General features: G+C 60.0%; 9 protein-coding genes. 6 read left to right on the top strand and 3 right to left on the bottom strand.

Going from position 1 to position 19,278, the window contains the following annotated elements; all coding sequences use genetic code 11:
* The first annotated feature begins 31 nt into the window (after positions 1-31).
* The 4 genes from denD (at position 32) to M0412_RS18190 (ending at position 4,809) form a co-directional block, all read left to right on the top strand.
* Entirely contained in the window at positions 32-1,018 is a 987-nt protein-coding gene (gene denD / locus M0412_RS18205; protein ID WP_269701008.1) for a D-erythronate dehydrogenase, read from the top strand.
* Positions 1,015-1,917, top strand: coding sequence for an NAD(P)-dependent oxidoreductase (locus M0412_RS18200; protein WP_269701010.1), 903 nt, complete (start codon positions 1,015-1,017; stop codon positions 1,915-1,917). The genes denD and M0412_RS18200 overlap by 4 nt, the downstream gene beginning before the upstream one ends.
* A gap of 9 nt (positions 1,918-1,926) precedes the next feature.
* On the top strand, positions 1,927-3,711 hold the full coding sequence (locus tag M0412_RS18195; RefSeq protein WP_269701012.1) for an IlvD/Edd family dehydratase: 1,785 nt from the start codon (positions 1,927-1,929) through the stop codon (positions 3,709-3,711).
* A 123-nt stretch (positions 3,712-3,834) separates the two neighbouring features.
* A complete protein-coding gene (locus M0412_RS18190) occupies positions 3,835-4,809 on the top strand; it encodes a threonine/serine dehydratase (RefSeq protein WP_269701013.1) in 975 nt (324 codons plus the stop codon).
* Between the two features lie 15 nt (positions 4,810-4,824).
* Here the strand turns inward: M0412_RS18190 and M0412_RS18185 are convergent, their stop codons facing one another.
* Positions 4,825-5,928: an NAD(P)/FAD-dependent oxidoreductase gene (locus M0412_RS18185; protein WP_269701015.1), complete on the bottom strand. Its 1,104-nt coding sequence runs from the start codon at positions 5,926-5,928 to the stop codon at positions 4,825-4,827.
* 228 nt (positions 5,929-6,156) lie between these two features.
* Here M0412_RS18185 and M0412_RS18180 point away from each other — a divergent pair, with 228 nt between their 5' ends.
* Complete coding sequence (locus M0412_RS18180; RefSeq protein ID WP_142842205.1) at positions 6,157-6,300, top strand: hypothetical protein; 144 nt, start codon at positions 6,157-6,159, stop codon at positions 6,298-6,300.
* A 76-nt stretch (positions 6,301-6,376) separates the two neighbouring features.
* Here M0412_RS18180 and M0412_RS18175 read toward each other — a convergent pair whose 3' ends face one another.
* Entirely contained in the window at positions 6,377-7,555 is a 1,179-nt protein-coding gene (locus M0412_RS18175; protein WP_269701019.1) for a M20 aminoacylase family protein, read from the bottom strand.
* 575 nt (positions 7,556-8,130) lie between these two features.
* Here M0412_RS18175 and M0412_RS18170 point away from each other — a divergent pair.
* A complete protein-coding gene (locus tag M0412_RS18170) occupies positions 8,131-16,626 on the top strand; it encodes a GH36-type glycosyl hydrolase domain-containing protein (protein ID WP_269701020.1) in 8,496 nt (2,831 codons plus the stop codon).
* 685 nt (positions 16,627-17,311) lie between these two features.
* Here the strand turns inward: M0412_RS18170 and M0412_RS18165 are convergent.
* A complete protein-coding gene (locus tag M0412_RS18165) occupies positions 17,312-19,075 on the bottom strand; it encodes a glucan ABC transporter ATP-binding protein/ permease (RefSeq protein ID WP_142842208.1) in 1,764 nt (587 codons plus the stop codon).
* Between the last annotated feature and the right edge of the window lie 203 nt (positions 19,076-19,278).

Here is a 19,278-nt window from a genome sequence, read left to right as displayed (position 1 = left end):
GGAGAATGACCGGGACACAGAGGAGGAAGACATGCATATTGCAATCATCGGCGCCGCAGGCATGGTTGGCCGCAAGCTGACGCAGCGTCTCGTGAAAGATGGATCGCTGGGTGGCAAGCCGATCGAGAAATTCACGCTTGTCGACGTGTTCCAGCCCGAAGCGCCCGCCGGTTTTTCCGGTGCGGTCGATGCGCGCGCAGCTGATCTCTCCGCTCCGGGTGAAGCTGAAAAGCTGGTAGATGCCCGTCCGGATGCCATCTTCCATCTCGCCGCCATCGTGTCCGGCGAAGCCGAACTCGATTTTGACAAGGGCTACCGTATCAATCTCGACGGCACGCGTTATCTCTTCGATGCCATCCGCATTGCCAACGGCAAGGATGGTTACAAGCCGCGCGTTGTCTTCACTTCGTCGATTGCCGTGTTTGGTGCGCCGCTTCCCTATCCGATCCCGGATGAATTCCACACCACTCCGCTGACAAGCTATGGCACACAGAAAGCGATCTGCGAGCTGCTGCTGTCCGATTACAGCCGACGCGGGTTCTTCGACGGTATCGGCATCCGCCTGCCCACCATTTGCATCCGCCCCGGCAAGCCGAATGCGGCCGCCTCCGGCTTCTTCTCCAATATCCTGCGTGAGCCGCTGGTCGGCCAGGAAGCGGTTCTGCCGGTGCCGGAAAGCATTCGCCACTGGCACGCCTCGCCGCGTTCCGCCGTCGGTTTCCTTCTTCATGGTGCGACGATCGACGTCGAAAAGGTCGGTCCGCGCCGCAACCTGTCGATGCCCGGCCTCAGCGCCACTGTTGGCGAACAGATTGAGGCGCTGCGCAAGGTGGCTGGTGAAAAGGCCGTCGCCCTGATCCGCCGCGAGCCGAACGAGATGATCATGCGCATGTGCGAGGGTTGGGCACCAGGCTTTGAGGCCAAGCGCGCCCGCGAGCTGGGCTTCACGGCTGAAAGCTCTTTCGAAGAGATCATTCAGGTGCATATCGAAGACGAACTGGGAGGTTCATTGAAATGAGTGTCGGTCGGGAGGAGAAAAAGCGGTCCGTTGCCTTTATCGGCACGGGCCTGATGGGTGGGCCGATGGCCCGGCGTCTGCTGGGTGCGGGCTTTTCGGTTTCGGTCTGGAATCGCAGTGTTGATAAGGCGCAGGCTCTCGTTGTCGATGGTGCGGTTGTTGCGGCATCGCCCGCTGAGGCCGCCAAAGGCGCCGACATCGTCATCACCATGTTGAGCGATGGCAAGGCCGTGGGTGAGGTGCTGTTCGAGAATGGGGTTGCCGAAGCGCTCGAAAAGGGTGCTATCGTAATCGACAGCAGCTCGATTGCGCCGCCGATCGCCCGCGAGCACTCCTCGCGGCTTGAGGCACTTGGCATTCATCACGTCGATGCGCCGGTTTCCGGTGGTGTTCCGGGTGCGACGGCCGGCACGCTTGCCATCATGGCTGGCGGTGACGAGGCTCTGGTCGCCGGTCTTGCGGATGTCTTTGCGCCGATGGGCCGGCTGACCTATGTCGGTCCCTCAGGTGCTGGTCAGCTCTGCAAACTCGCCAACCAGCAGATCGTCGCCATCACCATCGGCGCTGTTGCCGAGGCGATGATGCTGGTGGAAGCGGGTGGCGCATCCCGGGAAGGTTTCCGCAATGCCATCCGCGGTGGTTTTGCCGAAAGCCGGATTCTGGAGCTGCATGGCGAACGCATGGTGAAGCGTAATTTCGTGCCGGGCGGCCCATCCAAGTTCCAGCTCAAGGATCTGAACGGCGTGCTGGCAATGGCGAAGGATATGTCGCTCACATTGCCGCTGACCCAGCAGGTGACGCGGGAATTCGACGACTTCGTCGGTGATGGCGGAGCCGATATCGACCATAGCGGCATCCTGCTTTACCTCGAAAAACTCAACAACCGGGAACAGGGCTGAGGCGATCTGATGAGCGACGACAAGGCACCCATGCGCCGCCTGCGATCCCAGGACTGGTTCGACAATCCTGACCATCTCGACATGACGGCGCTCTATCTGGAGCGCTTCATGAATTACGGTGTGACGCCGGAAGAGCTGCGTTCCGGAAAACCGGTCATCGGCATTGCCCAGAGCGGCAGCGATCTGACGCCCTGCAACCGCGTCCACGTGGAGCTGGTCAAACGGGTGCGCGACGGTATCCGTGATGCGGGCGGTATTCCCATCGAGTTTCCGACCCATCCGATGTTTGAAAATTGCAAGCGCCCTACGGCGGCGCTTGACCGCAATCTTGCCTATCTCAGCCTTGTGGAAGTGCTTTACGGTTATCCGCTCGATGGCGTCGTTCTGACGACGGGCTGCGACAAGACCACGCCTTCGGCGCTGATGGCGGCAAGCACGGTGGATATCCCGGCCATTGTGCTTTCCGGTGGGCCGATGCTCGACGGTTATCATGACGGTGATCTGGTTGGTTCCGGCACCGTCATCTGGCGTATGCGCCGCAAATATGGTGCAGGTGAAATCACCCGCGAGGAATTCCTGCAGGCAGCGCTGGAATCAGCCCCGTCGGTCGGCCATTGCAACACCATGGGCACGGCGTCCACCATGAACGCCATGGCGGAAGCGCTCGGCATGTCGCTCACCGGCTGCGGTGCTATCCCGGCCGCTTATCGCGAGCGCGGCCAGATGGCCTATCGCACTGGTCGCCGCGCGGTGGAACTGGTTGTCGAGAATATCAAGCCCTCCGATATCATGACGCGTCAGGCGTTTTTGAACGCGATCCGCGTCAACTCGGCAATTGGCGGCTCGACCAATGCCCAGCCGCATCTGGCGGCGATGGCGAAACATGCGGGCGTCGAGCTGCGCGAGGAGGACTGGCAAGTCCACGGCTACGACATTCCGCTCATTGCCAATGTTCAGCCGGCCGGCAAATGGCTGGGTGAGAAATATCACCGCGCCGGCGGCACGCCTGCCATCATGTGGGAGCTTCTGCAGGCCGGCAAGCTTGACGGAAACTGTCCGACGGTTACCGGCAAGACCATGGCGGAAAATCTGGAAGGTCGGGAATCGACCGACCGCGACGTGATCCTGCCCTATGACAAGCCGCTGAAAGAACGTGCCGGTTTCCTCGTTCTCAAAGGCAATCTCTTCGATTTCGCCATCATGAAGACAAGCGTGATCTCGGCGGAATTTCGGCAGCGCTATCTGAGCGAGCCGGGCCGCGAGGGGATTTTCGAGGGAAAATGTGTGGTTTTCGATGGTTCGGAAGACTATCACGCCCGTATCAACGATCCGTCCCTTGGTATCGACGAGCGCACCATCCTCGTCATTCGCGGAGCCGGTCCGCTCGGCTGGCCGGGGTCGGCTGAGGTCGTCAACATGCAGCCGCCGGACGCGCTGTTGAAAAAAGGCATCACCAGCCTGCCGACAATCGGCGACGGCCGGCAATCGGGAACGGCGGATAGCCCGTCGATCCTCAATGCCTCGCCGGAAAGTGCAGCCGGTGGCGGGCTGGCCTGGCTTCGCACCGGCGACGTGATCCGCATCGACTTTAATGAAGGTGCATGCAACGCGCTGGTGCCGGACGCAGAGCTTGAAGCGCGCAAGGCTGACGGCATCCCGGCGGTGCCGGCGGATGCGACGCCCTGGCAGCGCATCTACCGTCAATCGGTGACGCAGCTTTCGGATGGCGCTGTTCTGGATGGGGCTGCGGATTTCCGAAGGATTGCCGAGAAGATGCCCCGGCACAATCACTGATTGGCACTGATAAGAGATGATGAAAATCCCCGGCCACGACCGGGGATTTTTCTTTTCCGGGCGGTTTCACAATTGATTGCGACCTCCTAATGTACCTGCAAATCCGCATCACAGGAGCAGGGCATGACAGATATTTCCAAGATTGAGGCGGCGCGTCAGCGTATCGGCAGCCAGGCGGTGCGGACACCGCTGTTGTCATCACCGTTTCTGGATGAGATTGCCGGGCGAAAGCTCTTCGTGAAGGCGGAATGCCTGCAAAGGACGGGTTCCTTCAAGTTTCGCGGCGGCTGGTCAGCCGTCTCCGGCCTGCCTGCCGAGGTGCGTGCCAAAGGCGTGCTCGCTTTTTCTTCGGGTAACCATGCGCAGGGTGTAGCGCTTGCCGCCCGCCTGCATGGTGTTCCCGCCGTCATCATCATGCCCTCCGACGCGCCGAAGATCAAAATCGACAATACCCGCGCCTATGGTGCGGAGGTGGTGCTTTATGACCGGGCTAACGAGGATCGAGACGCCATCGGCGACCGGCTGTCGCGCGACCGTGGGCTGACGCTGATCAGGCCTTACGACGAACCCCTGGTCATTGCCGGGCAGGGGACGGTGGGGCTCGAGATTGCCGAACAGGGCGCGGAACTGGGGATCGGTGCGGCCGAGGTTCTGGTGCCCTGCGGTGGCGGAGGTCTCACCTCGGGTATCTCGCTCGCGCTTGCCGCGAAAGCACCGAACTACAAGGTCAGGACTTCAGAACCGGAGCGGTTCGACGACGTGGCGCGCTCCCTTGCCGCGGGTAAGATAGAGCGCAACGCCACGACCTCGGGTTCGATCTGCGACGCGATCGTCACGCCGCAACCCGGTAACATCACCTTCCCGATCATGGCCGGGCTTTGCGGAAAAGGCATTGCCGTGACGGATGAGGAAGCGCTGCGGGCCGCGGTCCTCGCCTTCAACCGGCTGAAGGTCGTTGTTGAACCCGGCGGTGCGGTGGCTCTTGCCGCGGCGCTTTTCCATGGTGGTGAACTGGAGAGTGAAACGGTGATTGCGGTTGCGTCCGGCGGCAATGTCGATCCCGGGATCATGGCGGACGCGCTGTCGCGTTTTGGTTGAGTCGGCTCGCTGAGATTAATCCCTGAGCCGTTCCGCAATGTCTGCGGCAATCGCCAGTGAGGCGGTCAGGCCGGGGCTTTCTATGCCAAAAAGATTGACGAGGCCGGAAAGTTCGTGGGTTTCCGGCCCGTCGATGCGAAAATCCATGGCGGTCTCGTCGGGTCCGGAAATCTTTGGCCGGATGCCGGAATAGGCGGGTACCAAGGCATTCTCCGGAAGGCCCGGCCAATAACGCCGTATGGCATCGCCGAAACCCTCCATGCGGCGGGGATTGACGGCGTAATCGATGGTTTCGACCCATTCCACGTCAGGGCCGAACCGAGCCTGACCGGCGAGATCGAGCGTGAGGTGCACGCCGAGGCCGTGGGTATGCGGTGCGGGATAGATGAGCCGTGAAAACGGCGACTTGCCTGCCAGCGAAAAATAGCTGCCCTTGGCAAAACGCGCCTGAGGGATCGCTTGTGCCGGCAGGCCCTCGATCTTTTTTGCCACCATCGGCGCGACGAGGCCGGCGGAATTGATGAGCAGGCGGCATGTCAGGCTCATCGGCTCTTTGCCGCCGACGTGAACCCGGAACCCCCCGCTGATTGCCTGCGCCCTTTCGAAAGGTGCGTTGAAGGCAAGGGCGGCGCCATGGTCTTCCGCTTCACCGAGCAACGCCAGCATATAGCCGTGGCTGTCGATGATGCCGGTTGAAGGTGAAAGCAGGGCTGCCCTGCAGGCGAGAGCGGGCTCAAGCGAAAGCGCCTGCCTTTCATCGATCAGCTCCAGGTCTTCGCAGCCGTTGGCCTCACCCTTGTCCTTGAGCCCGGCCAGCAGGGCGGTTTCAGCTTCATTCGCCGCCGCGATGAGTTTGCCGCAGCGGCGATGCGAAACACCGTGGCTCTGGCAGAAGGCATAGAGCCGCGCCTTGCCCTCCACGCAGAGCCGGGCCTTGAGGCTTCCGGCCGGATAATACAGCCCGGCGTGAATGACCTCGCTGTTGCGGGAAGAGGTCGCGGAGCCGAATTCCCTTTCGCTCTCGAGGATGATGACAGAGAGGCCGCGCATCGACAGTTCACGGGCCGTCGCCAGCCCGATTACTCCTGCCCCGATGGTGATGGCGTCGATATCCATCATGTCTCCCTGTCCGCAGATAGTCGATTTGAACGAACGCCGCCGCGCCGCGTTAATATTCCGCGATGGGTAGATTGATGCTTGTTGGGAGGCAAGTGGCGACCCCTATTTTTCCCAATTGGCGCTTCTTATGGAATTTTATCTCTACTGGAACGGTAGGGGATGAAGCTATTCTTTGGGTGAGATTAACCACTGCCCGTTTGACGGGCCAGACAGGGAAGGGAGTGCACAATGTCTTATTCCAAGGCAGGAAAAGTGAAAGACTTTGTCGCGCAGCCCCAGTCGCCGCGCAGCTGGAGAGATTCGGTTCATGCGGCTCTTGTCGGCGTCTGCGTGGCGTTTGTCGCCGCCGTCATATTCGGTCTCGTTCCCTGATCCTCCCGGCTTTTCCATCAGGGCACTTGAGAACAAAAGGCCGGTCGCTCCTCCGACCGGCCTTTTTCATGCGCATTCACACCTTTAGATAATCCTCGGCCAGATCGACCCAGAAGGCGGTTCCGATCGGCAGGATGTCGTCGTTGAAGTCGAATTTCGGGTGGTGCAGCGGCGGGTCGTTGTCGGTGCGCGCCGTGCCGAGGAAGAAATAGCAGCCGGGCCGTTTTTCCAGCATATAAGCAAAATCTTCAGCGCCCATCGACGGACGCTGCATCTCGGCCACCTTTTCAGCGCCGGCAAAACGGCGGGCGAGATCGGCGACATAGTCCGTCTCCGCCTTGTGGTTGATGGTTGCGTTATAACCGCGCTCGTAATCGATGGTGACGCTCATGCCGTAGCTTGCGGCCTGGCCTTCGGCTATCGCCCGAATGCGCCTTTCCAGCTCGTCGCGCACGCCCGCATCGAAGGAGCGGATGGTGAGCAGCATCTCCGCCGTTTCGGGGATGACGTTGCTGGCGACACCAGCATGGAACGCACCCACGGTAACGACGGCCGACAGTTGCGGATGGATATTGCGGGACACCACGGTCTGTAGCGCCATGATGATGCTTGCACCGGCAACGATGGGGTCTGCCGCATCCTGCGGTTCGGCGCCGTGGCCGCCATAACCGTTGACGGTGATCTTGCATTCATCGACGGCGGCAAGGATCGGTCCGTCGCGCAGCACGAATTGCCCAAAAGGCACGCCCGGATCGTTATGCAGGGCAAAAACCGCATCGCAGGGGAAGCGGTCAAACAGGCCGTCCTCGATCATGATGCGGGCGCCGCCGAAATTCTCTTCCGCCGGCTGGAAGATAAGATGCAGCGTTCCATCGAAATTCCGGCGTTCAGCAATGATCTTTGCTGCACCCAGGAGCATGGCGGTGTGGCCGTCATGGCCGCAGGCATGCATCACACCCTGATTGGCGCTGGCATATTCCGCCCCGGTCTCCTCGTGGATCGGCAGGGCATCAATATCGGCGCGAATGCCGAGCGTGCGTGCGCTGTCGCCATTGCGAAGCGTTGCGACGATGCCGGTGCCGGCAAGCCCCCGCGTTACCTCATAGCCCATTTCCACCAGCTTTTCGGCAATGAAATCCGACGTCTTGAATTCGGAAAGGCCGATTTCGGGATGGCGGTGCAGGTGGTGGCGGATCGCCACCACATCCGGCATGTGATTGGCAAGAGAGGTGACGGTGGCGGTCTGTCTGGTCATTTTCGAAGTCCCGGTTTACGCCGCTTTTTTCCGGCGCCTTTTAGCAAGGACATAGCAGCATATGCCTCTGCGCGTAAGAGGCGTTCCGGTGCCCGAAATGCCCTGAAATTCAGCGCTTGCATCGTGTCGCGACAGGTGGCATGGAACTATTGACGTCCTGGGGCATTAGCTCCTTTCGGATGTGGCGCGGGCCTTCTTGGCTTCGTGTTGCCTTTCAGGTTGTCAACGGGGGACTATCGGGCGTTGCGCGAACAATTTTCGCCGTTGGGGAGTGTGCGAAATCCGGTTGGAACGGCTTTGCCGGGCCGTGGGACAAGATTTTCCTGTCGCCGGAAATCCCCTGTTCGCACTGATCTTCCGCCTTGCAGATTTTTCGGAAAAATCATGCCACTCGATGTGGCGCCTACGGATATCCTCCATCGGATGATACGATCCGCCCGACGCCCGGCCCGGTTCACCGAAGGTTCAGGATAAGTCATAAATATAGCGTGGCCCGATTTTCGTGCGTGCTCCCGCCACGGACGAAATGCCGGTCAAGTCGAACAAGTATCCCTTAAGTTCAGAATACGAGCCCGATGTCATTTCATATCACCCCGACCGCCGCCGCCCGTGATTCCGAGACGAAGCAGATTGATCACAATGATTCGATCCGCGCGTCCTATATGACGATCGAGGAATTGCACGATGCGGGTGCCGCGCTTTCCCGCGATGGTGCCGATAGTCTTCCCGGCTTCATGGAATTCGATTTCTTCGAGCGTCACCGCGAGAACGAGAAGGAAATCCTCAGGGTCTACCGCACGACGGCTGTCGATGCGGAAAATGGCGCGACGATCACGCCAGCGGCGGAATGGCTGCTCGACAATCACTACGTCATCGAAGAAGCTATCCAGGAAGTGCGCCGCGATTTTCCGCGCAAATTCTATCGCCAGCTGCCGACGATGACGGTGGGTGGGGTTACGATCCCGCGGGTCATGGCGCTCGGCTGGCTTTATGTCGCCCATACTCACAGCACGGTTTCGCGCGAAAACATGACGGCGCTGGTGGATGGCTACCAGACCTCGAAGACGCTGCAGATCGGCGAATTGTGGGCGCTGCCTTCCATCATCCGTTTTGTCCTGATCGAAAATCTGCGCCGTATCTCCATTCGTGTCGAGCGCTCGCGCCGTATGCGCCAGAAGGCGAACGAGGTCGTTGACGAGATCATCCGCCTGAATGATGCCGAAGCTTCGGCCGCGCTTCTGAAACAGGTCGATTCGCTGGTTGACGATCCGACTTTCGCAACACAGTTCCTCTATCGTCTCCGCAATGGCTCGCAGACCTCCGGTTTGGCGGTTGCTTGGCTTGAAGAGCGGCTGCATGCCGCCGGCACTGACGCCGAAAACGTCATGATGTCGGAACATAATCGTCTGGCCTCTGGCAATGTGACGATGGGCAATATCGTCAAGAGCCTGCGCGAAATCGACGATACCGAATGGTCGGTGTGGTTCGAGGAAGTCAGCCATATCGACAAGGTTCTGCGTGAGGAGACCGATTACGAAGTTCTCGATTTCGGTTCCCGCAACACCTATCGCAACACGATCGAGCTTCTGGCTCGCCGTTCTCCCAAGACCGAAGTTGAGGTTGCGCGCGCCGCCGTCGAAATGGCACGCTCCGATATGCCTGCCGGTGCGGATGAAAATCATCGCGTCAATGTCGGCTCCGTGCTTGTCGGCCAGCGCCGGTTCGAGCTTGAAAAGGCTTTGGGGTACCGGCCGCTGGTGTCGCAGCATATCGTCCGCTCGATGCGCAAGTTCAACTGGCTGGCAATCGCCGCGCCGGTGCTTCTGATCACCGCGATTGCCATGCTGGCGGTCGGCTGGTTCCTCGCGGAAGCGGGCATGCCCTGGTACGTCGTCACCGCCTTCCTGCTGATGTTCGCATTGCCGGCCTCGGAAGGGGCGACGGGTCTCTTCAACACGCTCGTCACCTTCTTCGTGAAGCCGTTCCGGCTGGTCGGATACGAGTTCAAGAACGGCATTCCACAGGATGCCCGCACGCTGGTTGCCGTGCCCTGCATGCTGACCAGCCGCGACAGCGTTGACGAAATGATGCGCAATATCGAGGTGCATTATCTCGCCAATCCGCATGGCGAGATTTATTTCTCGCTCGTCAGCGACTGGCGCGATGCGCAATATGAGCAATCCGATGAGGATCTTGAGATCCTCGATTATGCCAAGCGCGAGCTTGCGGCGCTGAACAGCCGTTATGCCTTTGACGGCAAGACACGTTTTTACCTGCTGCATCGCCGCCGTATCTATAATCCGGCCGAAGGCTGCTGGATGGGCTGGGAGCGCAAGCGCGGCAAGCTGCATGAGCTGAACATGCTGCTGCGCGGCGACAAGGATACGACATTCCTCGGCGGTGCAAACATCGTGCCGGCCGATGTCAAATACGTCATGACGCTGGATGCCGATACGCGCCTGATGCGCGATGCGGTGACCAAGCTCGTTGGCAAGATGCATCACCCGATCAACCGTCCGGTGATCGATCCTGTTTCCGGCCGTGTTGTCGAAGGTTACGGGCTGCTGCAGCCGCGCGTTACGCCCTCGCTGACGACAGGCAAGGATGCTTCCGTCTTCCAGCGCGTCTTTTCGATCAATCGCGGTATCGATCCTTACGTCTTCACCGTTTCCGACGTCTATCAGGACCTGACCTCGGAAGGCACCTTCACCGGCAAGGGCCTCTACGATGTGGATGCCTTCGAGGCGGCGCTGAAGGGCCGTATCGAAGAGAATTCCATCCTCAGCCACGATCTGCTCGAGGGCTCCTTTGCGCGCTGTGCGCTGGTGACCGATGTGGAACTGGTCGAGGATTTCCCGACCCGATACGAGGTGGAAGTGTCGCGCCAGCATCGCTGGGCGCGTGGCGACTGGCAGCTGCTTCCCTTCATCCTTGACCGTGCCCGTGGCGTGACCGCCATCGGCCGCTGGAAGATGGTCGACAACCTGCGCCGCTCGCTCACACCGATCGCGTGGTTCTTCGCCTCGATTCTCGGCTGGTATTTCATGGATCCGCTCGGCGCGCTGATCTGGCAGATCCTGCTGATCTTCTCGCTCTTCGTTGCGCCGACGCTTTCGCTGCTCTCCGGCCTTGTGCCGCGTTCCACCGATATCGTGCCGCAGGCGCATTTCCACACCATCTGGTCGGAAATCCGCGCCACCAATGCGCAGGTTGCGCTGCGTATCGTCTTCATTGCCGATGCCGCCTGCATGATGACGGATGCGATTGTCCGTTCGCTTTACCGTCTGCTCGTCAGCCACAAGCTGATGCTGGAATGGCGCACGGCCGCCAGCATGCAGTCGAGCGCCCAGGGCAGCATCATCGATTATTACCGCCAGATGTGGCATGCGCCTGTCGTGGCGATGCTCGGCCTGCTGTTTGCGGCGCTGCCGGGCGACAATGCCTTCCTCATCGGTATTCCCTTCACGCTGCTCTGGGTTCTGTCTCCCGCCGTTGCCTGGTATGTCAGCCAGTCGGCTGAAACCGAAGACCGGCTGTTCGTTTCGGAACACGTGTCCTTCGAGCTTCGCAAGATTGCGCGCCGCACCTGGCGTTATTACGAGGCCTTTGTGACGCCGCAGGAAAACCACCTGCCGCCGGACAATTTCCAGGAAACGCCGGAGCCGATCGTCGCCTCGCGTACTTCGCCCACCAATATCGGCGTCTATCTGCTGTCCATCATTTCGGCACGCCAGTTCGGCTGGATCAGCTTTGCCGATACGCTGGAGCGGATCGAGAATACGATCCAGACCGTCGAGAAGATGGAGAAACATCGCGGCCATCTCTACAACTGGTATCACACTGACACCTTGCAGACGCTTGGACCTCGTTATGTTTCGGCCGTGGACAGCGGCAATCTCGCCGGTCACCTGATTGCGGTTTCGTCCGCCTGCCGCGATTGGGCGGAAGCCCCTTCCGCCCATCTTCAGGGCAATCTCGACGGTATCGGCGACGTTGCCGGTATCCTGCGCGAAACGCTGAAGGCGCTGCCCGACAACCGCAAGAACCTGCGCCCGCTGCATCGCCGTCTTGAAGAGCGTATCATCGGCTTCTCGAACGCGCTTGCCTCCGTCAAGCGCGAGCATGAATTTGCGTCGATCCGCGTCATCAATCTGGCAGTGCTCGCACGCGACATCCAGAAACTTGCTACCAATGTCGACCACGAGGTGAAGTCGGCGCAGAGCGCGGAAGTGACGCGCTGGGCGCAATTGCTGGTGGAATGCTGCGAGTCGCATATTTCCGACAGCGCCATCGATCTCACCAATATGGAGCCGCTGCGCCAGCGCCTTGCCTCGCTACGCGACCGCAGCCGCAACCTTGCCTTCTCGATGGACTTCACGTTCCTCTACCGCAAGGATCGCCGTCTTCTGTCGATTGGCTATCGCGTCGAAAGCAAGGAGCTGGATGAGGCCTGCTACGACCTTCTGGCTTCCGAATGCCGTCTGACCAGCCTGTTTGCCATTGCCAAGGGCGATCTGCCGACCGAACACTGGTATCGTCTCGGCCGTCAGGTCGTGCCGATCGGTGCGCAGGGTGCCTTGGTCTCCTGGTCGGGTTCGATGTTCGAATATCTGATGCCGCCGCTTGTCATGCAGGAGCGTCAGGGTGGCATTCTCAACCAGACCAACAATCTGATCGTCAAGGAACAGATGAATCATGGCCGTCGTCTCGGCACGCCATGGGGCATTTCCGAAGCGGCTTTCAACGCCCGCGACCACAACATGAATTACCAGTACACCAACTTCGGTGTGCCGACCCTTGGCCTCAAGCGTGGCCTTGGCCAGAATGCGGTGATCGCGCCCTACGCGTCGATCCTCGCCAGCCAGTATGATCCTGATGGCGCGCTTGAGAACCTCGACAAGCTGCGCAAGCTTGGGGCGCTTGGCCAGTACGGCTTCCACGATGCGGTGGATTTCACGCCGACACGGGTGCCTGACGGCAAGGTCTGCGCGGTGGTCTATAACTATTATGCCCACCACCATGGCATGTCGATTGCGGCTGTCGCCAACGTCGCCTTTGATGGCGTGCTGCGCGAACTGTTTCACTCCGATCCGGTGATCGAGGCGGCTGAGCTGCTGCTGCAGGAAAAGGCACCGCGCGAAGTTCCGGTCATGAGCGCCAAATACGAGCCGGAAACACCCGGCAAGGAACAGGCAGACCTGTTGCGTGCAGAAGTGCGCTCCATCGCCGATCCGGCGGTGCGCGACCGCGAAGTGGTGTTCCTCTCGAACGGCCATTATTCGACGATGCTCACCTCCACGGGTGCAGGTTATTCGAAGTGGAACGGCCAGGCGATTTCCCGCTGGAAGGCGGATCCGACAGAAGATCGCTGGGGCACCTTCATCTTCCTGCGCGACACCACCAATGGACAATGGTGGAGTGCGACGGCCGAGCCGCGCGTCATCGAAGGCGAAAAGACCAAAACGATCTTCACCGACGACAAGGCTGAATTCCACAAGACAACAGGTGATCTGCAGAGCGTTGTCGAGTGCATCGTCGCGACTGAGCACGACGCCGAAGGCCGCCGTATCACGCTGCTGAATGTCGGTTCCGAGGATCGCTATATTGAAGTGACCTCCTATATGGAGCCGGTCATCGCGTCTGAAGATGATGACAATGCCCATCCGCTTTTCTCGCGCATGTTCGTGCAGACGGAAATCGGCCGGCGTGGCGATGTCATCCGTGCCTGGCGCAACCGTCGCAGCCCGAACGAGCCGGGTACCGTGATCGCGCATCTGGCCGCCGACAATGCCGGCCCGTCACGCCCGACGGAATTCGAGACGGATCGCGCCAAGTTCATTGGTCGCGGTCGGTCGCTGCGCGAAGCTGCTGCTTTTGATACCGGAGCGACGCTTTCCAGCACGGATGGTTTCACACTCGATCCTATACTGTCGCTGCGCCGCACGGTGCGCGTGCCGGCGGGCAAGAAGGTGAGCGTGATCTTCTGGACGATTGCCGCGCCGAGCCGCGAGGAAGTCGATAAGGCAATCGACCGTTATCGTCATCCGGACGCCTTCGCGCATGAACTCGTACATGCCTGGACGCGCACGCAGGTGCAGATGCGCCATGTGGGCGTTACCTCGCAGCAGGCGGCCGCCTTCCAGCATCTCGGCCGTTATCTGACCTATCCGGACATGCATCTGCGTGCGGATTCGGAAACGCTGAAAACGGGTCTCGCCTCGCAGCGCGCCTTGTGGCCGCTTGCCATTTCGGGTGATTTCCCAATCTTCAGCCTGCGCATCAACGACGACATGGACATGGATATCGCCCGTGAGGCGCTGAGCGCCCATGAATATCTGCGTTCGCGTGGCGTGATCTTTGATCTCGTTATCGTTAATGAGCGGGCCGCGTCCTATGCGCAGGACATGCAGCATGCGCTGGACCACATTTCCGAGGCGCAGCGCCGCATCAATCCTGCGGATGGCGGTCGCCCACACGTCTTCTCCGTGCGTCGCGACCTGATGGATGAAGAGACCTGGAGCGCGCTTCTCGCCGCCTCCCGCGTTGTTCTTCACGTGCGCAACGGCAAGATTGTCGACCAGATCAACCGTGCTGTATCGCTGTTTGCCGCCCATCGCGGTCCAGATGGTACGAGTGACGCGGCGCAGGCCCGTTTGCCTGTGCCGACCTTCCCAATCGCGGAGCCGGTCGAGGATGCGGGCGATCTCGATTTCTGGAACGGTTTTGGCGGCTTCGCCAAGGGCGGCCAGGAATATGTCGTGCGCCTCAATGGTGGGCAGTCGACGCCGCATCCGTGGATCAACGTTGTTTCGAACGAGAGTTTCGGTTTCCACATTTCGGCCGAAGGTGCCGGTTTCAGCTGGAGCCGCAATTCGCGCGACTACCAGCTGACGCCATGGAGCAACGATCCGGTCATCAACCGGCCGGGTGAGGCTTTCTATGTCGCCGATGTGGAGACAGGAAAGCTCTATACGCCGTGTGCCGCGCTGTCGCGTGATCCCGAAGCCATGTTTGAAACCCGTCATGGCCTCGGATATTCCGTGCTGACCGGTGTAGCGGATACGCTCGAAGTCGAGCTGACACAGACCGTTGATCGCGAAAAACCGGTCAAGTTCTCGCAGGTCATCGTTCGCAACAAGGGCACCAAAAGCCGCCGCCTGAAGGTCTATGCCTATGTGGAATGGGTGCTCGGCAATAACGGCCAGAAGTCCGCGCCGTTCATTCTGAGCAGGCACGATGCTGCCAGCAACGCGATCTTTGCGTCGAACCCCTACAGCATCGACTATAGCGCCCGCACGTCCTTCCTGACGCTTGACACCGAGGCGAGCGGGTTTACCACCAGCCGCCGGGAATTCATCGGCCGCTTCGGTTCGGCACAGGCGCCGCAGGGCATCGTATCCGGTGCCGCACTCAGCGGCAGTACCGAGGTTGATGGTGACCCCTGCGCCGCGCTGATGCAGGAAATCCACCTGAAGCCCGGCGAAGAACGGCACATGACCTTCATTCTCGGCGATGCCGACAATGCGGAGGAGGCCGAAGCGCTGGTGAAAGATGCACGCCAGGCCGACTTCCAGTCGGTGCTGGAAGAGAGCAAGGCTTTCTGGACCGGCTTTACCGGTCAGCTGCAGGTTTCCACGCCCGATGCCGGCTTCAACCATATGGTCAATAACTGGCTGCCCTATCAGGCGCTGGCCTGCCGAATTCTGGCACGCACGGCCTTTTACCAGTCGAGCGGCGCCTTCGGCTTCCGCGACCAGTTGCAGGATACGCTGGCCTTCCTGCTCTATCAGCCTGATCTCGCCCGCAAGCAGATTGTGCGCGCGGCTGGCCGCCAGTTCCCGGAAGGCGACGTACAGCACTGGTGGCTGCCGCTGACGGGCGCCGGTGTCCGCACGACCATCTCGGACGACGTCGTCTGGCTTGCTTATGCGATCAACCAGTATGTCTCGGCCACGGGCGATGCCGCCATCCTCGATGAGAGCATTCCCTTCCTGAAAGGCCCGGCATTGATGCCCGGCCAGCATGATGCTTTCTTCCAGCCGGAGACGAGCGAGCGGTCCGTCACGCTTTACGAACATGCCGCGCTTGCGCTTGATCTCGCCATTCACCGCACCGGTGAAAACGGTCTGCCGCTGATCCTCGGCGGTGACTGGAACGACGGCATGAACCGCGTCGGCGTCGGCGGCAAGGGCACCAGCGTCTGGCTCGGTTGGTTCCTCTCAGGGGCTTTGCGCGATTTCATCGAGATCGCCGAAAAGCGTGGTGATACCGACCGTGTTGGCAAGTGGGCGGCGCATCGTGAAAAGTTGCGTAATGTTCTCGAAACCGCCGGATGGGACGGCAGCTATTATCGTCGTGGTTACTTCGATGATGGCACGCCGCTCGGTTCCGCCGAAAGCGAGGAATGCCGGATCGATTCCCTCGGCCAGAGCTGGAGCGTTCTCTCCGGTGAGGGCGAGGAAGGTCGGTCGCGGCAGGCAATGAATGCGGTCATGGAGCATCTGGTTGATGAACAGACCGGCATCATCCGGCTGTTCACACCGCCCTTCTCGCGTGCGCCGCATGATCCGGGTTACATCAAGGGATATCCGCCGGGTGTGCGCGAAAACGGCGGACAATATACCCATGCGGCGACCTGGGTTGTTCTGGCGCTTGCCAAACAGGGCCGAGCCCAGGAGGCGTGGAACTGCTTCAAGCTGCTCAACCCGGTCAATCATGCACTCGATGCGGCCTCATCGGAAACCTATCGGGTCGAGCCCTATGTGGTGACTGCGGATGTTTACGGTGAGGGCGCTTATGCGGGCCGTGGCGGCTGGAGCTGGTACACGGGTTCGGCCGGCTGGCTCTACCGTGCAGCGATCGAAGGCATTCTCGGCATCACCCGCACCAACGGCAAACTTCATATATCGCCGTCGCTGCCGGATGACTGGAGCGGTTTCTCGATCAAGATCACGTTGGATGGCAAGGCGAGAAACATCACCGTCAGCCGTAAGGCTGATACGGCGGAGGTTTCAGTGTCCGTTGATGGCAAGGATCTGGCGGCGGGCGACCGAGTGATACCGTTCGACTGAGGCAACCAGCTCTGTTTTGCTTAAGATCAGGCTCCTGCGGTGACGCAGGGGCCTGAATTTTTATGGCCACCTTTGCATCCGGTTTAGCACGTGGTTTCATGGCCGTAAGCTATATTGCTTTCACACTTGCCGCCTGAAAGTCAGCGGCGCCGAGAGGTGTTCATCTAAGAAATCCTCATTGGATCGACGGAATTGTCAGGCTCGGGTGACGTTCACGTCTTTCGGGCAGAGGCAATGCTTGCAGGCATTTTATTTGCGAATGGCAGCAAGCTTTCATGGATGGCCGGTTTCAGCACCCGTAGTGATTTGAAGTGCTCTTCGCGCGTGTTGCGATAATTTCGTTAGGTCGAAAGGGAAGCTATTTTGCAGTTCAACATCTCGTTCACACAAACCGTGCTGCTGGCATTCTTCGTGATCCTGTCCTTGGCATTGTCGTGTTGGCTGGCGCGCTACCCTTCGAAAACAAGCGTCAGAGTGACGCTCGGTGTGTTTCTCGGCGTTTTCTTAATCAATGCCACGGCGGGCCTCGTTGCCTTTCTGGGAAATGCCCTTCCATTCGGACAGATTTTTGGGTGGCAAGTTCTTTGGTTGACATTCTCCAATAGGCCACCTGTGGGCAAAGCGGACAAAGAAAAAGGGCGGACAAAATGTTGTCCGCCCTTTCCCTATTCCGTTCGTCAGAGCGTCAGGACGCTATGGCCTTTGGCCGGGGCTGGCCTTCATCTTCCGTCAGCAGGCCGCTGGTGCGTAGCAGCGAGGTGAAGCGTCCGCCGCGCTGGCTCAACTCATCGAAAGTACCCTTTTCGATGACCCGGCCCTGATCAAGGAACAGCACGAGATCGGCGTCGCGAACCGTGGAAAGGCGGTGGGCGATGATGAAGGTCGTGCGGTTCTTTCTCAGCGCATCCACGGCCGCCTTCACGCGGGCTTCCGTTTCGACGTCGAGCGCGCTGGTCGCCTCGTCGAGAACCAGAATGGGCGCGTTCTTCAGGATGGCGCGGGCGATGGCGATGCGCTGGCGTTCACCGCCGGACAGGCGGTTGCCGCGCTCGCCCACCTGCGTCAGATAGCCGGTAATACGGCTGTCGATGAAATCCGTCGCCGCTGCCGCTGCCGCTGCTTCCACCACTTCGGCATCGGTTGCCGATTCGCGGCCGAGGCGAATGTTTTCGCGGATGGAGCGGTTGAGCAGGCCGGCATCCTGGAACACGGTGGCGATGGAGTTACGGAGCGAGTTCTTCGTCACAGTCGAAATATCGGTTCCGTCGATCAGGATCTGGCCGGAATCCGGATCATAGACGCGCTGCAACAGGTTGATGAGCGTGGTCTTGCCGGCGCCGGTTGGTCCGACAATGGCGATGGTTTCACCGGCCTTGGCCGTAAACGAGACGTCATGAACGCCCTGCTTGGTGTTGGCAAAACCGAAATTGATGTTGCGGAATTCCACGGTGCCGGAGACGTTCGACAATTCGCGGGCGTCGCCCGGTTCTTCCCGTTCCTTGACGGAATCCTCCAGCACGAAGAAATCTTCAAGCTTGGCGCGGGCTTCGAAAATCTGCGTCACGAACTGGCGCATCTGGTCCAGCCTGCCGATCAGGAGATTGGCAAAACCGATGAAGGCGATAACGTCGCCGACGCGCAGTTCGCCGTTCTTCACCAGCACGGTACCGATGACGAGAATGATCATCATCGAAACGGTGGAGGCCGTGCGATTGAGCGCGCTGGCGAAAGCCCACCAGTCGAGAACGGGATATTGGGCGCTCAGCAGTTTTTCGGTGAAGGATTTCAGCGCCTTCGTTTCAGCTTCGATGCGGTTGTAGCTGTGCAGCACCGACACGTTGCTGATGGAATCGCTGACATGGGCAAAAACGCTGTGATAATGCTCTTCGACCGAAGCCTGCCCGTCCTTGGTGCGTCCCATCACCCACTTGCCGATGAACCAGTAAACGATGCCGAGGCCGATCAGCACGAAGCTGAGGCGCAAGTCCATGGCCATGGCTGTCGGGATGAGCAGCACCAGCGCCACGAAGGTGGCCAGATGCGTGCGCATGAATTCCAGCCATAGGCCGAACAGCGTCTCGCTGGCGCGCAGCAGGGTGTGCAGGGCGTTGGACGTGCCGCGCAGATGGTGCCAGGAGAGCGGCATCGAAATGATGCGACCGAATGCTTCCGTCAGCAATGTCGCACGCCGGCCATGCGCCAGCCGGTCAGCCTCACGGGCGACCGCGACGTAAGCGACGGTGTTGAAGACGCCGAAGCCCGCCCACAGAATGAGGATGGGCGTAACATTGGTGCCGGAAGAAATGGCGTCGATGATACGGCCGAACAGCACCGGTTCGGCAATGGTGATCGCTGCAAGAATGACGTTGGCGATGACGACAACCGTCACCCGCCATTTATGAACGGTCAGATAGCGCAGAGCGCGTGTGTAAACCTGAAACAAGGTCAAATTTTCAATCCAGTCCGAGCGTCTTTTTCGTGCGGTTAATTGTTCGGCCTCAACGCCATGCTACTTTAGCAATGTTGCATGAGACGGCGAAATTTGTGTAATTATCGCTCTTTCTGTCTGAATGGCGGCTTAACAAATTGACCGCGCGTGCGAACCGAAAAAAACCGAACCCGATGTTTCCAGGGACGCCGTCACAAGATTTC

The organism is Agrobacterium sp. O3.4 (assembly GCF_041414895.1).
In the GTDB taxonomy this organism is placed as follows: Bacteria; Pseudomonadota; Alphaproteobacteria; order Rhizobiales; family Rhizobiaceae; genus Agrobacterium; species Agrobacterium cucumeris.
This window is presented reverse-complemented; position numbering and strand designations above follow the sequence as displayed.